Source organism: Anaerobacillus sp. QJM3NY_32 (assembly GCF_056173645.1).
Genome location: NZ_CM149684.1, coordinates 1,036,343 through 1,049,458, shown reverse-complemented (window position 1 = coordinate 1,049,458; position 13,116 = coordinate 1,036,343). Strand labels below are relative to the sequence as shown.

At 40.9% G+C, this 13,116-nt stretch carries 13 protein-coding genes and 1 pseudogene; 9 read left to right on the top strand and 5 right to left on the bottom strand.

Annotated elements, in window-relative coordinates; translation table 11 throughout:
- The 3 genes from AC0VYH_RS05645 (at position 1) to AC0VYH_RS05635 (ending at position 3,786) form a co-directional block, all read left to right on the top strand.
- Positions 1-1,467: a flavin monoamine oxidase family protein gene (locus AC0VYH_RS05645; protein ID WP_475366812.1), complete on the top strand. Its 1,467-nt coding sequence runs from the start codon at positions 1-3 to the stop codon at positions 1,465-1,467.
- A 253-nt stretch (positions 1,468-1,720) separates the two neighbouring features.
- Positions 1,721-3,166, top strand: coding sequence for an alanine/glycine:cation symporter family protein (locus AC0VYH_RS05640; RefSeq protein WP_475373417.1), 1,446 nt, complete (start codon positions 1,721-1,723; stop codon positions 3,164-3,166).
- Positions 3,167-3,435: 269 nt separating this feature from the next.
- On the top strand, positions 3,436-3,786 hold the full coding sequence (locus tag AC0VYH_RS05635; RefSeq protein ID WP_430244579.1) for a glyoxalase superfamily protein: 351 nt from the start codon (positions 3,436-3,438) through the stop codon (positions 3,784-3,786).
- Positions 3,787-3,846: 60 nt separating this feature from the next.
- On the opposite strand, the gene AC0VYH_RS05630 is transcribed toward AC0VYH_RS05635, so the two are convergent.
- Positions 3,847-4,326, bottom strand: coding sequence for a site-2 protease family protein (locus tag AC0VYH_RS05630; RefSeq protein WP_475366810.1), 480 nt, complete (start codon positions 4,324-4,326; stop codon positions 3,847-3,849).
- A 448-nt stretch (positions 4,327-4,774) separates the two neighbouring features.
- Complete coding sequence (locus AC0VYH_RS05625) at positions 4,775-5,512, bottom strand: SDR family oxidoreductase (protein ID WP_475366809.1); 738 nt, start codon at positions 5,510-5,512, stop codon at positions 4,775-4,777.
- Positions 5,513-5,623: 111 nt separating this feature from the next.
- Here AC0VYH_RS05625 and AC0VYH_RS05620 point away from each other — a divergent pair, with 111 nt between their 5' ends.
- On the top strand, positions 5,624-6,019 hold the full coding sequence (locus tag AC0VYH_RS05620) for a MerR family transcriptional regulator (RefSeq protein WP_430244587.1): 396 nt from the start codon (positions 5,624-5,626) through the stop codon (positions 6,017-6,019).
- A gap of 34 nt (positions 6,020-6,053) precedes the next feature.
- On the opposite strand, the gene AC0VYH_RS05615 is transcribed toward AC0VYH_RS05620, so the two are convergent.
- The 3 genes from AC0VYH_RS05615 to AC0VYH_RS05605 form a co-directional block, all read right to left on the bottom strand.
- A complete protein-coding gene (locus AC0VYH_RS05615) occupies positions 6,054-6,797 on the bottom strand; it encodes an SDR family NAD(P)-dependent oxidoreductase (RefSeq protein WP_430244590.1) in 744 nt (247 codons plus the stop codon).
- 115 nt (positions 6,798-6,912) lie between these two features.
- Positions 6,913-7,650: an ABC transporter permease gene (locus AC0VYH_RS05610; protein ID WP_430244593.1), complete on the bottom strand. Its 738-nt coding sequence runs from the start codon at positions 7,648-7,650 to the stop codon at positions 6,913-6,915.
- An 18-nt stretch (positions 7,651-7,668) separates the two neighbouring features.
- Complete coding sequence (locus AC0VYH_RS05605) at positions 7,669-8,580, bottom strand: ABC transporter ATP-binding protein (RefSeq protein WP_475366808.1); 912 nt, start codon at positions 8,578-8,580, stop codon at positions 7,669-7,671.
- Positions 8,581-8,874: 294 nt separating this feature from the next.
- On the opposite strand from AC0VYH_RS05605, the pseudogene AC0VYH_RS05600 reads away from it, so the two are divergent.
- From AC0VYH_RS05600 to AC0VYH_RS05580, 5 genes and pseudogenes are all read left to right on the top strand, one after another.
- Positions 8,875-9,105: pseudogene (locus tag AC0VYH_RS05600) on the top strand (NIPSNAP family protein); the annotation flags it as partial.
- A 72-nt stretch (positions 9,106-9,177) separates the two neighbouring features.
- Complete coding sequence (locus AC0VYH_RS05595) at positions 9,178-9,615, top strand: NUDIX hydrolase (RefSeq protein WP_475369044.1); 438 nt, start codon at positions 9,178-9,180, stop codon at positions 9,613-9,615.
- A gap of 315 nt (positions 9,616-9,930) precedes the next feature.
- Positions 9,931-10,359: a hypothetical protein gene (locus tag AC0VYH_RS05590; protein WP_475366807.1), complete on the top strand. Its 429-nt coding sequence runs from the start codon at positions 9,931-9,933 to the stop codon at positions 10,357-10,359.
- Positions 10,360-10,626: 267 nt separating this feature from the next.
- A complete protein-coding gene (locus AC0VYH_RS05585) occupies positions 10,627-12,156 on the top strand; it encodes a BCCT family transporter (protein WP_475366806.1) in 1,530 nt (509 codons plus the stop codon).
- A gap of 156 nt (positions 12,157-12,312) precedes the next feature.
- Complete coding sequence (locus AC0VYH_RS05580) at positions 12,313-13,089, top strand: 3-hydroxybutyrate dehydrogenase (protein WP_430244605.1); 777 nt, start codon at positions 12,313-12,315, stop codon at positions 13,087-13,089.
- Positions 13,090-13,116: the final 27 nt, after the last annotated feature.

Genomic DNA, 13,116 nt, shown 5'->3' with positions numbered 1-13,116 from the left:
ATGGATCAACCGTTCTCTTCATTACGCTACCCAGAAGACTTGCTGTCTCTCATTCAACATGGTCTACCGGGAAAAAGCAGTCCAAAACACGTCATCATAATTGGAGCTGGACTGTCCGGATTAGTCGCAGGTTCATTGCTACAGAGACAAGGACATCATGTGACCATTTTAGAAGGGAATGATCGCATTGGGGGAAGGGTTTATACATTACGAGAACCCTTTACACCGGGACAATACATGGACGCCGGTGCAATGAGAATTCCAGATAATCATGCTCTTGCACATGAATACATCCGACGTTTTCAGCTCCCTACTCATTCATTTATTAATGCCACACCAGAAGACTTAATTTTCATGAACAATGTGCTAACAACGCGAGCGGAATACGAAAAAAATCCCGATATTCTCAGGTTTCCTGTAGAAGAAAGCGAGAAAGGAAAGACAGCTGCTGCTCTGTTTCTTGAAGCAACAAAGCCCTTCATCGACCTTTACAAGCAAAGTACACCTGAAGAGCAAGAAAAGCTCGTAGCGGAATACGGAGAATATTCAATGGGTGAATTTCTGCAGTACAATCCACTAGGTAAGCCATTATCACTTAACGCCATTCGTTACATTGGTGTGATGCTTGGGATTGAAGGCTTTCCAGAGTTTTCTTTCACAGATATTCTAACGGACATCATCTATCCGATTTTCAGTAAAGAAATTCAGTTCTTTCAAATTGATGGTGGCAATGATCGCCTACCTTACTCATTCGCAAACGAGTTACAAAATCAAATCTACCTTAATCAAAAAGTAATTAAGATCAAACAATCAAAGCGAGGCGTTACTGTTACAACACTCAATCCAGAAACGAATGAACGGTACCGGGTGAAAGGCGATCTCGCTATCGTTACCGTTCCTTTTTCCGTTCTTCAATTTATTGACATTGTTCCCTACAACTCCGTCTCCTTTAAAAAATGGCAGGCTATACGTGAACTCGTCAATGTTCCTGCAGTGAAAATTGGAATTGAATTTCGTCATCGCTTTTGGGAGAAAAACAACGTTGGAAATGCTATAGCGGATTTACCGACAAGATTTAGTTATGTGCCGAGTGAAGGGATTGGTTCAAAAGGACCTGCTGTCTTATTAGCAAGCTATTCCTGGGGAGAAGATGCTGTTCTGTGGGGAAGTTTACCGCATGAAGAACTGACGCGTATCTTGCTAAAGGACCTCGCCAAAATATACGGCGACGAAGTGTACACAGAATTCATCAAAGTCGTTCCTTTTAATTGGAGTCAAAACCCTTACTCTGCTGGGTGCTTCACCCTTTTTACCCCCGGTCAAGAAAACAACCTCGGTGACATTATTAAGCAGCCTGAGGGAAAGCTCCATTTTGCCGGAGAGCACACATCCTCTTTTCACGGTTGGATGGAAGGCGCCATCGAATCTGGCCTGCGGGCAGCTTATGAAGTGAACATGGATGAGTAAGCCTAATGGATCATCCGTTAAGAACCACTAGAAATAATTCAGGTGGCTTCTTAACGGGATTTTTGTGTACTTTTAATAAACCTAATAAATAAGGAGACTTCCCCTTCAAGCCAAGTTACTGGTAACGATTACTACATATTGTATAAATGTTGTAATTTGTCGGAATTTATTGATAATTTGTCGATTTACTGTATAATTAAAAATAGATTTGAATTTTCAGAAAATAACAAACAACTAGAGGAGCGACACAACTATGGCTGAATTTCTATCCGGTATTATTGATTTTTCAAATAACATTCTATGGAGTTATGTATTAATTGCAGGATTACTAGGAATCGGAATTTATTTTACAGTTGCTTCACGATTTGTTCAATTTCGATTTTTCGGAGAAATGTTCCGCGTATTAGGTGAAAAACCTGATTACAAAGATGAGTCCAAAAACATCTCCCCTTTTAAGTCATTTTGCGTCGGTGCAGCAACGCGTATTGGAACAGGTAACTTAGCAGGTGTGGCAGTGGCCATTACGCTCGGTGGTCCTGGTGCTGTTTTCTGGATGTGGATTGTGGCACTTCTAGGTGGTGCGACTGCCTTTATTGAAAGCACACTCGCTCAGGTTTATAAAGTGAAAGGGAAAAACGCGTTTCGCGGTGGACCTGCTTACTATATCGAAAAGGGCCTTAAAGCAAGATGGCTTGGCATTATCTTTGCCGTTCTAATCGCGATTACTTTCGGATTAATCTTCAATTCAGTACAAAGTAACACGATTTCACTAGCATTTGAGAATGCCTTTGGTGTAAATCGTCTTGTGATCGGATTAATCATTACAGCGATTACGGGTCTTGTGATCTTCGGCGGCGTTCACCGCATTGCGAATTTATCTAGTGTGATTGTTCCTGTTATGGCGATTCTTTACATTGTTATTGCGATGATTGTTCTCATTATGAATGTAGCTGAATTACCGTCTGTTATTGCTTTAATTGTTAAGAGTGCATTCGGATTTGAACAAGCATTAGGTGGGGCCATTGGTGCAGCCATTATGAACGGTGTGAAACGAGGACTATTCTCGAACGAAGCTGGTATGGGTAGTGCCCCGAACGCAGCGGCTACGTCAACGACTTCACACCCGGCTAAACAAGGTTTGATTCAATCATTAGGTGTATTTGTCGATACAATCTTAGTTTGTTCCTCAACAGCGTTTATCATTTTACTTGCCCCTGTTTTCCAAACGGGTGATGTAACGGGTATTGAATTGCTTCAGAACTCACTAAACAGCCACGTTGGCGGTTGGTCAGGCATCTTTATTTCAGTAGCTATCTTTCTATTTGCTTTCAGCTCAATCATCGGCTCTTACTACTATGGTGAAACTAACATTGAGTTTATTAAAGAAAGCAAGCCTGCGCTATTTATTTTCCGTCTCGCAACGATGGCATTTGTGCTTATTGGTTCCGTTTCTAGCTTAAGTCTTGTTTGGAAAATGGCCGATTTATTCATGGCATTGATGACAGTCATTAACTTAATTGCAATCGGGTTACTAGGTAAGATTGCATTCAAAGTATTGAAAGACTATGAAAATCAGCGCAAGCAAGGTAAAAACCCAGTCTTCAACCCAACTAAGCTTGGCATCAAGGATGCAGATGCCTGGATCGAAGATGAGGAAGAAGATGAAGAGGAATCTAAAAAAGAAGAAGCAGTAGGTTAATAGCTACCTTTCAGAGCCCGGTGTGTACACTCGCCGGGCTCTTTATTTATGCACCGATCACTATCTTTTCGTTAGAAATTTGAAGATTGCCCAACAGGGAGGCTTTCATAACTTCTTCACCCTTTTTTTGACATCCCCTTTTTATAGTTCCTCATTCGTTATATGATAAGAATAAGGTTAGACATCCCACTCAGTTACTTTAGTGGATAACCTTATTTAGATAATGGAATATGTTGTAAACTACGAAGAAAGGCAGGTTCTTTCTACTTATGATTACACCGATTTTCCGAATCTTTGATACTGAAAAGGCCACTGACTTTTATCGAGATTTCCTCGGCTTCAACGTTGATTGGAGGCATCGATACGAAGATAATATGCCCGAATACATTCAGGTTTCCTTCCATGACGCCCTTATTCACCTTACAGAACACCATGGAGATGCTTCTCCAGGAAGTTCAATAAGGGTGAAATTAACCAACGTCGAAGACTATCATCACACCCTTACTCAGAAAGAATACGCCTATGCCAACCCTGGCATGAAACACACTCCCTGGAAAACAATCGAAATGACCGTCACCGACCCTTTCTTAAACCGGATTACGTTCTATGAAGAGAAGTAGCTGGTTAGCTGGTGCCTGTCACCTCCCGCTTCTTGTCGAACGCTGTCAATACCCCATCATTTAATCAATTGGATCTTCTGCTTTTCCGTAGCGAATAACATCGTAGATCGCCATGCCATCACTTGGTTTTCCATCATCGTTTTTATAAGGCATTAAAGAGAAAAAGACAAAATAGAAAGAAAAGTAAACAAACTGTCTAAATACGAGAGCTTTCGGTAGCACTTCTATGAGAATGAGATAATTAATAATCAGTATGAGTAAAACGTTAAAGAGGCTACCACCAAGATAAATGGCTACGTGTGCCCATGTTTGGTTGTAAGTTAACTTATCGTATTGACACCAGCCTTCCATAAAATATTTCTTCCTAACCTCTAGAGGCCCTATATCAAATAATTTCTTACCAGTTCCGATACAAAATTTAATTCTCCCACCAAAGATTCTCGCTACTAGTACGTGACCAGCTTCGTGGACCAATGTAACGATTGGCAAAATAATAAAGAAATTCACAAAAAACATCGGGATGTCGCTTAACGTAAACATGTATAACCTCCATTAATTTCGGGCTTTGTTAGCCCATTTTAGTAATCTTGCAAATACGCTTTTACATGATGTTGGCTCAAAATGACTTCCACAAAACTGACCATCTCTTCGTTTTTAAGGCATAAAAAAAGCCGAAAAGGAGTCGCTCTCCTTTTCGGCTTATGTCTGATGCTAATTGTCCAGATCATTGCTACCTTACATATATGTTTGTTTCTCTTTGAGTTTGGTTGTCAGTATATCAAATTGCTCAACCTGGTGATTTAAGCATGAGTATGAAGATACAAGTTGTGCACCACATCACCGAGATGAGTTATTTATGAGTTTGCTGTAAAAGTCGTGCTTTAAAAGACCAAACATTTTATTTCAGTCTCAGTTATCCATTGTAACGGCACAAGTTAAAAAAATGCAAGGAAAAAGGAGAAGCCACATTCAGCTTCTCCTTCTTTCCTTACCACTCTTGATTAGTAGGACGAACTAGGATTTCATTGATCGCTACTTCAGCAGGCTCTTCAATTGCAAACACAATCGTACGTGCAATGCTGTCTGCTTTAATCGCACCGCTATATACTGCATCGATCGAGGACTTCACATCATCATCTGTGATCGTTTCAGTTAGCTCAGTGCTAACTGCCCCTGGAGAAATAATCGTTGCTCGAATGTTATTTCCAACGGACTCTTCCATTCTAAGCCCTTCCGTAATAGCTCTTACAGCAAATTTCGTTGCACTGTATACAGAGCTACCTGGGGAAATCTCATGACCAGCCACGGATGAAATGTTAATAACATGCCCTTCCTTTTTCTCTCTCATATAAGGAAGAACTGCCCCAATACCGTAAAGTACACCCTTGATGTTTACATCAATCATTTTGTCCCACTCATCATACTTTTTCTTGTGTAGGAGAGAGAGTGGCATTAAACCAGCGTTATTCACAATAACATCAATCTTACCAAATGTATCATACGCATATTTGGCTAATGACTCCATCTCTTCAGAAGACGTCACGTCTGTGACCTGATAGATCGCTTCACCACCGCTCGTTTCAATTTGTTGCTTAAGCTCTTTCAAACGTTCTTCACGACGAGCAGCTAGAACAAGCTTTGCACCTTTTCCAGATAGTAGCTTCGCCGTTTCTTCACCAATTCCACTGGATGCTCCAGTAATGATAACAACTTTCTCTTGTGCCATTGGTAGAACCTCCATACATCATATTCATCAATCAGTACAATTGATATTTCACACTCTATAGGTTAAAGTGCGGTTTAACACAAATGATTTGGCTCGAGACAGGAGGTTCTAATGAATAATCACTACTCTATGAAGCAAATAACATCGAAAACCGGAATTACCGCATCAGCCCTTCGCTACTATGAAAAAGAAAAAATCTTACCTTTCATTGAACGAAATCAGAAAGGTGTAAGAAGATACAATGATCAAAACCTTGAATGGATTCACTTTATCCTAGCTCTTCGCTCAACGAATATGTCTATCGCTGAAATTAAATGGTATGTAAATCTCTATCATCAAGGGGAGGAAACGATAGAAGAAAGAAGAAAGCTTCTTCACGATCATCAGCAAAAAGTTGCAGAAGAAGTGAAGCTGCAACAAAAATATTTAAAAAGAATCTCAAAAAAAATCGCTCTATATGACGATGTTACGACGGATTTGCAGACAATTGCCTGTGAAATTCATTAAAAAAGAGAGGGATCAAAACCCTCTCTACAAAACCTTATACATCAGCAGAACCGAGCGTCATCCCCCCATCGATTACCATTTCGGTTCCTGTACAATAGGAGCTCTCGTTCGAAGCAAAAAATGCGACGGCTCTGGCAATTTCCACCGGCTGACCGATCCGACCAAGTGGTATGGACTGATAAAAATCAGGAACCCCTTCCCCTTGGGTAGCCATTTCCGTCTCAACGCCTCCGGGATGGATCATATTAACCCGAATCCCTTTTGGGCCTAACTCAATCGCCGCTGCTTTCGACATAGCGACAACAGCTGCTTTTGTGGCCGCATAGGCAGTAGATTGCCCAATCGGAGCAAAAGCTGATATTGAAACGTTGTTTACGATTGAACCTTTTTGCTGCTTTTCCATGAAAGGAACGACAGACTGCATTCCAAGGAATACTCCGAACTGGTTTACGTTAACCATTTCCTGATAATCGTCGATCGTTAAGTTGGTAAATGGTTTTCTTTTTAATATACCGGCATTATTAACGAGCGAGTCTAAGCGCCCAAATTCCTCATCAATCTCATCCATCACTGCTTCCCAATCCGCTTGCTTCGTAACATCTAATTGCACAGGGTAGGCGCTTTCCCCAATAGAACTAGCCACATCCTTTGCGCTTTCATACTGACGAGCTCCAATAACAACACGTGCTCCTAATGAAGCGAGATGCTCGGCAATGGCCTTTCCTTGCCCGCGATTACCGCCTGTAATTAAAATGACTTCGCCGTTCAACTCTGGCATTTCTCTCTCTCCTTCAGCATTTTAACTAAAGTTTACACGAAATAACTCTACAATTCATACAAAGGCACATGGAAAAAGCTACGACAGAACGAAAATCGCCCGCCATAGCTTTATGTTAGCTTCGAGAATTTTTCAAAAACCGTGGATAGCCTGAGAAAGCGATAGCTGCGCCTACGGTACCAGCTAGAAACAGGATAAGCAGATTAAACCAAACATCGCTTACTACACCGTTCTGAAGAATGATTTCCTTATACCCATCAAGCGCCCAGTATTGGGGAAATCCTTTACTGATGTTCTGCATAAATTCTGGCATCGTTTCAACTGGCATCCACAGTCCTCCGAGCAAAGCTCCGCCGAGTGCAATGATTTGCGTGAGAGCAATCCCCATGTTTTCCGTTTTCACTAGCACGGCCATCGCCATTCCCCAACATGTAACGATGAATGAAAGGGCGAGAGATAAAATAATGATGGCAAACGGATCTCCTAACGAAAGGTCATAAACAAGAATTCCAAACCCGAACAATACCGTAATCTGAATCAAGACAATAATAACGAACGGTATCCATTTTCCAATAAAATAATGGATGATCGAAATCGGCGTACTCGCAATTCGAGCAACCATGCCCCTCTCCCTATCTTTAACAAAAGTGATGACCATCGATATCATAATATAGAAAGCAAACATGATCGTATATCCTGGAATAATTTGTGTAACCACTTCTTTATAGTTTCCGCTACCAGAGAAGATGCCGACAAACGCCACAATAAACACAATCGGTAAGATAAACGTCCAAAACCATAACCCTTTATCCTGCACTGTCTTCTTTAGTTCAGTTCTAACAATAGCCCACATGAGCATTCCTCCTTTCCCTCAGACATCACGCAGCTGAGTTCCTGTTAAATGAAAGAAAATATCTTCTAATCTCGGTTGATATAATTCCAATCTTCGAGGCTCAATCCCCTCTTCTCGAAAACGTCCAATAACTTGTTCAAGCGTAGCAAGTGGATTCTCTGACGTTAATAAGTAGCCATTTCCTTTTCTTTCAGGGTGTCCGAAAGGAGATAAGCTTTCTTCTGCAATGCCTTCTCCAGAAATGAATAGCGAAGGCTTACTATGTCTCTCAAGTAATTCAGCCAGTTCTCCGTATTCCATCAGCTTACCTTTATCGATTAAGCCGATGCTATCACACAGCTGTTCCACTTCTTCCATATAATGACTCGAATAAATAATCGTGCTTCCTTCTAACTTTAAATGATGGATAATCGAAAAAATTGAATTTCTCGATTGAGGATCAATACCGACTGTGGGTTCATCCATAATCACAATGGACGGTTTATGAAGCAAAGCACATCCAATGTTCAATCGGCGCTTCATTCCCCCAGAATAAGTAAGCACCTTATCTTTTCCCCGATCTTTCAAACCAATCTGATCAAGCACCTCATCGATCCGAGCCTGAAGATTTCTCCCTTTCAACCCATAAAGATGACCGAATAAACTCAGATTTTCTCTTGCTGTGAGGGTTTCTTCTAAACAAATTTCCTGTGGCACGTAGCCGATTTCCTTCTTGATCGCCTGCCGGTCTTTCGATACATAATGGTCATTCACCGACATTTCTCCTTCAAACTGCATTAAAATGCCCGAAAGTATTTTCATTAACGTGGATTTCCCAGCTCCATTGGGACCAACAAGACCAAAACACGTTCCTTCCTTTATGCTAAAACTAATGTCATCTAGCGCCCGAATGGGACCGTATTGTTTACTTACGTTTATCACATCAATCATTCGCCAAACTCCCTCCTCTAAAGATCATAGAGACTACTTTCTTCTATCCACTTACAAGTACGTATTGAGATGATGGAAAGTTTCTTTTTCAAAGTATCCAGACTTAAAGACTTCACATGAAAATGAATCGGGTTTTACTTATTTATATAAAAAAGGCTCCACTTACATTCGATATCACTATACTTCTTCCCTAATACTAAGGAGCGGAGTAAGAAACCACTATTAATATTGCGAAAATAGCTACTATTTGAAATAATATAGTGAACAGTAAAATAATGACATTATCTATTTTATATGAAACGAGGGGTTATTCCATTGATTTACAGAAGAAAAACGTATGCTATACAACCCGAAAAGCTTAACGAGTTCAATGAGTTTTTTCATACTTACCTCTACCCTAATCAATTAAAGCACGGTGCAAAGCTCATTGGTCGATGGGTTAATGAAAGCGAAAATGAAATTACAGCCACATGGCAGTATGATAGCATCGAGCAATATGAGGGTATCGAACGTAGCATTAGACAAAGCTCTTTACATACAAAAGCACAAGAACGAAGAGCCGAATTAGGAGAACTTTACCTTGATAGCCGAGAGGAAATGCTAACTTCAACAGCTGAACCTTATACGTATCACCCGCCAAAACATATCGTGTCCGCAGCTTCTGTTATTTTAAATGAAGAGAATGAAATGCTTTTAATCAAAGGCCCGCGTAGAGGATGGGAGATGCCTGGAGGTCAGGTTGAAGAAGGAGAATCCCTGATCGATGCGGCTGTGCGAGAAGCGAAGGAAGAATCCGGCGCAGATATTGAAGTCGTTAAATTCTGTGGTGTGTTCCAAAATGTGAAATCCTCGATCTCAAATAATATGTTCTTAGCCAGGTTTGTTGGCGGCGAACTCACAACAACACCCGAAAGTCTTGAAGTTGGCTTCTTTCCCATTTCTACAGCGCTCGAAATGGTAACGTGGAAAAACTTTAGACAGCGAATTGAATACTGTTTAAATGAAGCGCAGCATCCTTTTTGTGTCGCTTTTTAATAATCACTAAACCGCCACTTAATCGAGAGGCGGTTTTTATATGGGCAAAATTGGTTTACTTTCTCGTTTTAAAAGGTATTTATTTACATATGAAAAGGATGATAGATGATGCAATCCTCTTGGCGTAAAGTTTTAGAATTGCTGTTAATTGGGATGCTCTTCATTCCCATCTTGACTGTTTTGAACAATGAACCGATTTTCTCCTCAAAAAACATCTCCCTTTTTCTTGGTATTTTAACTTTCAACGTCTGCATATTTCTTTGGAGATGGTTACGTCACTAACGATCATAAATTAATCTATTTGGAGGGCTGAAAATGCTGAAGAAAAAAGTGTTATCACCTTTTAAAGAGTTTCTCGGTATGTTCTCACTGTTTGGGGTTCTTTTCGGTGGCGGATTTCTTGCCTTTTATTATTTGGGTTTTAACATTGGGTTTCCCATTGCCCTCGCTCTACTGATTCTTATCGCTTACATATCAAGGCGAGTCATTAAACAATCTGACGAAAACTTTCTAACACCAACTGATCGCAAATTCAATATGAAGAAACACCCATGGTTTGTCGGCATTCCTCTCTTTATTCTTTTTTTCGTTGGTAATTATGTTCGTTATGATGATAGCCTCATCACTGCTCTAATTATAACGCTCATTAACTTTTTCTTTAGCTTTGTGGTGGTGCTCGGCGTCTACTATTTTAAAATGAAAAATTACGGATATCGATTGAAGGATGGTCATTGGTCTAAATAACTGAAAATAGGAGTTGTAAAACCGGAAGAAATAGCTGTTTCTTTCCGGTTTTATTTTATTTCCATGGGGTATTTATGAATTGAAAACACAATTTCGACTGAATTCGATTTTATTTTACAGAAAAGGGGGTTAATGGAATCGATTACCTGAAAATTCACCTTACATTAATAAAGTAACTAATCAGATTAAAACTTCTCTCTTTACACCATACTAACGGTAGTGATAGAGTAAGTAATTGTGTTTAAAAAGCGATTAAAGGAGTCTTCTATGAACAATAAAGAAAATGGGCGTATTGATTGGCCCGTCTTTGGAATAAGCGGTGGAGTGTTAATTCTCTTCGTTATTCTTGCACTTTTTGATATTTCATTGGTAGAAAACATTGTTAGCTCAAGCTTTGCCTGGTCTGCGAGGTTTTTCGGAGGTTTTTGGCAAGTATTAATGCTAGCGACGTTCTTCGTAGGTATTGGATTGGCTTTCTCAAAATATGGAAAGATAAAACTTGGCGGTATGGACAAGCCTGAACTAAGCCTCTATAAATGGTTATCCATTATTATGGCGACGCTACTTGCGGGTGGCGGTGTGTTCTGGGCAGCGGCTGAGCCGATGTATCACTTCTTAACTGTTCCCCCTTCTCAAGATGGGAAAGGTATTGAAGCAGGTACACAGGGCGCGATTGATACGGCACTTGCACAAAGCTTCATGCATTGGGGCTTTCTCGCATGGGCAATCCTTGGAACGATCAGTGCTGTTGTTATGATGTATGGTCACTACCATAAAGGCATGCCGATGAAGCCACGTACGCTTCTCTATCCTATTTTTGGTGAAAGACTTCGCCACAGCTGGTTTGGAACGCTTATTGATGCGTTTTCTGTTATCGCAGTTGCAGCAGGAACGATTGGACCAATTGGATTCTTGGGATTACAAGCAAGCTATGGATTGCAAGAAATCTTCGGAATTCCAAATCAGTTCAGCACGCAGTTCTCGATTATTTTAGCGGTTGTCGTGGTTTCCACGATCTCAGCGGTAACTGGACTTTACAAAGGAATTCAATATTTAAGTAGCTTTAACGTTCGACTCGCTATTGGATTAATGGTGTTTATCGTCATTTTCGGACCTGGTGGCTTTATCTTTAACCACTTTATCTCTGGATTTGGTGTTTATGTCGATCAATTTGTCACAATGAGCACATTCCGTGCTGATACTGGCTGGCTTTCATTCTGGACAGTCTTCTTCTGGGGCTGGTTTATCGGATACGGTCCAATGATGGCCATTCTTGTGAGTCGTATTTCAAGAGGACGTACGATCCGCGACATCATTATTGCCGTTTCTATTTTTGCACCAGTTATTTCAACGTTCTGGTTCACGGTACTTGGCGGATCAGGGATTTTCTTTGAAATTTCTAACCCAGGTTCCATTTCAGAAGCATTGAATGCTGCTGGTAACCCAGCGGCGATGTTTGCCATTACAGAACAATTCCCACTTGCAAGCATTGTTTCACCACTGTTCTTGATTCTAACGATTCTTTTCGTTGTCACAACAAGTGATTCTATGTCTTATACGATTGCGATGGCCGTTACAGGCGAAGGCGATCCACAAAGATGGCTTCGCGTATTCTGGGCTATTCTTATGGGAACTGTTGCCGTTATCCTACTCATTACTGGAGACAGCGGTATTACACAGCTACAGAACTTCATTGTTGTAACAGCTGTTCCCGTCTCTCTCATTCTCCTGCCGATGGTTTGGCTCGCTCCTAAAGTAGCCAGAGAAATGGCGAGAGATCAGAACATCATAAAATAAGAGAAGAATTGAGAAGGCGCACTATCTTACGATAGTGCGCCTTTTTGGTGTTGTGGTGCCTGTCACCGCCCGCTTTAGCTCGAATAAAGTCGAAATATATGCGGTGAAATTGGGTATCCTAAGAGCTGAGTTATGATATTTAAGGAGGATATGACTATGCTTGAAGGTAAATGTGCGTTAATTACTGGTTCTGGTCAAGGTATTGGACTAGAGATTGCAACAGAGTTTGCGAAGGCCGGAGCGAAAGTGATGTTAAATGATATTAACGAGGACACGCTTAAAGAGTCCGTTGAAAGTTTAACGTCTCAAGGGTTTACCGTTGAAGGTGTCGTAGCTAACGTTGCGAAAGAAGAAGATGTGAAGAATGCGATTGATGAAACAGTTAAGAAGTTTGGTCGCATCGATATTCTCGTGAACAATGCTGGCATCCAGCATGTTGCCCCTATCGAAGAATTCCCTAGTGAGAAATATAGCTTAATTCTTGATATTATGCTCAAAGGACCTTTTTACGGTATCAAGCATGCCTTCCCTATAATGAAGGAACAGGGATATGGCCGCATTCTTAATATGGCTTCGATTAATGGGCTAATTGGTTTTGCTGGTAAAGCTGGCTACAATAGCGCGAAGCACGGCGTGATAGGGTTAACGAAGGTTGCAGCCCTTGAAGGCGCTGATTATGGGGTTACTGTTAATGCGATCTGTCCTGGGTACGTTGATACACCACTCGTTCAGAATCAGCTTGAGGATCTTGCCAAAACTCGTAACATCGAGAAAGAGAAAGCTCTTGAGCAAGTGATTTATCCACTCGTCCCTCAGAAGCGGTTAATTCAAGTTCAAGAAGTAGCCGACTATTCGATTTTTCTAGTGAGTGAAAAAGCGAAGAGCATTACAGGTCAAGCAGCTGTTATTGATGGTGGATATACAGCACAATAAAATATCGCAAAAACCCCCCGGTCTCCT

Coding starts and splice junctions, on each gene's coding strand:
- AC0VYH_RS05635 (WP_430244579.1), top strand. CDS start 3,436: ATGATTACACCGATTTTCCGAATCTTTGATACTGAAAAGGCCACTGAC.
- AC0VYH_RS05615 (WP_430244590.1), bottom strand. CDS start 6,797: ATGCCAGAGTTGAACGGCGAAGTCATTTTAATTACAGGCGGTAATCGC.
- AC0VYH_RS05625 (WP_475366809.1), bottom strand. CDS start 5,512: ATGGCACAAGAGAAAGTTGTTATCATTACTGGAGCATCCAGTGGAATT.
- AC0VYH_RS05620 (WP_430244587.1), top strand. CDS start 5,624: ATGAATAATCACTACTCTATGAAGCAAATAACATCGAAAACCGGAATT.
- AC0VYH_RS05630 (WP_475366810.1), bottom strand. CDS start 4,326: ATGTTTACGTTAAGCGACATCCCGATGTTTTTTGTGAATTTCTTTATT.
- AC0VYH_RS05590 (WP_475366807.1), top strand. CDS start 9,931: ATGCTGAAGAAAAAAGTGTTATCACCTTTTAAAGAGTTTCTCGGTATG.
- AC0VYH_RS05595 (WP_475369044.1), top strand. CDS start 9,178: ATGCTAACTTCAACAGCTGAACCTTATACGTATCACCCGCCAAAACAT.
- AC0VYH_RS05580 (WP_430244605.1), top strand. CDS start 12,313: ATGCTTGAAGGTAAATGTGCGTTAATTACTGGTTCTGGTCAAGGTATT.
- AC0VYH_RS05605 (WP_475366808.1), bottom strand. CDS start 8,580: ATGATTGATGTGATAAACGTAAGTAAACAATACGGTCCCATTCGGGCG.
- AC0VYH_RS05610 (WP_430244593.1), bottom strand. CDS start 7,650: ATGTGGGCTATTGTTAGAACTGAACTAAAGAAGACAGTGCAGGATAAA.
- AC0VYH_RS05640 (WP_475373417.1), top strand. CDS start 1,721: ATGGCTGAATTTCTATCCGGTATTATTGATTTTTCAAATAACATTCTA.
- AC0VYH_RS05645 (WP_475366812.1), top strand. CDS start 1: ATGGATCAACCGTTCTCTTCATTACGCTACCCAGAAGACTTGCTGTCT.
- AC0VYH_RS05585 (WP_475366806.1), top strand. CDS start 10,627: ATGAACAATAAAGAAAATGGGCGTATTGATTGGCCCGTCTTTGGAATA.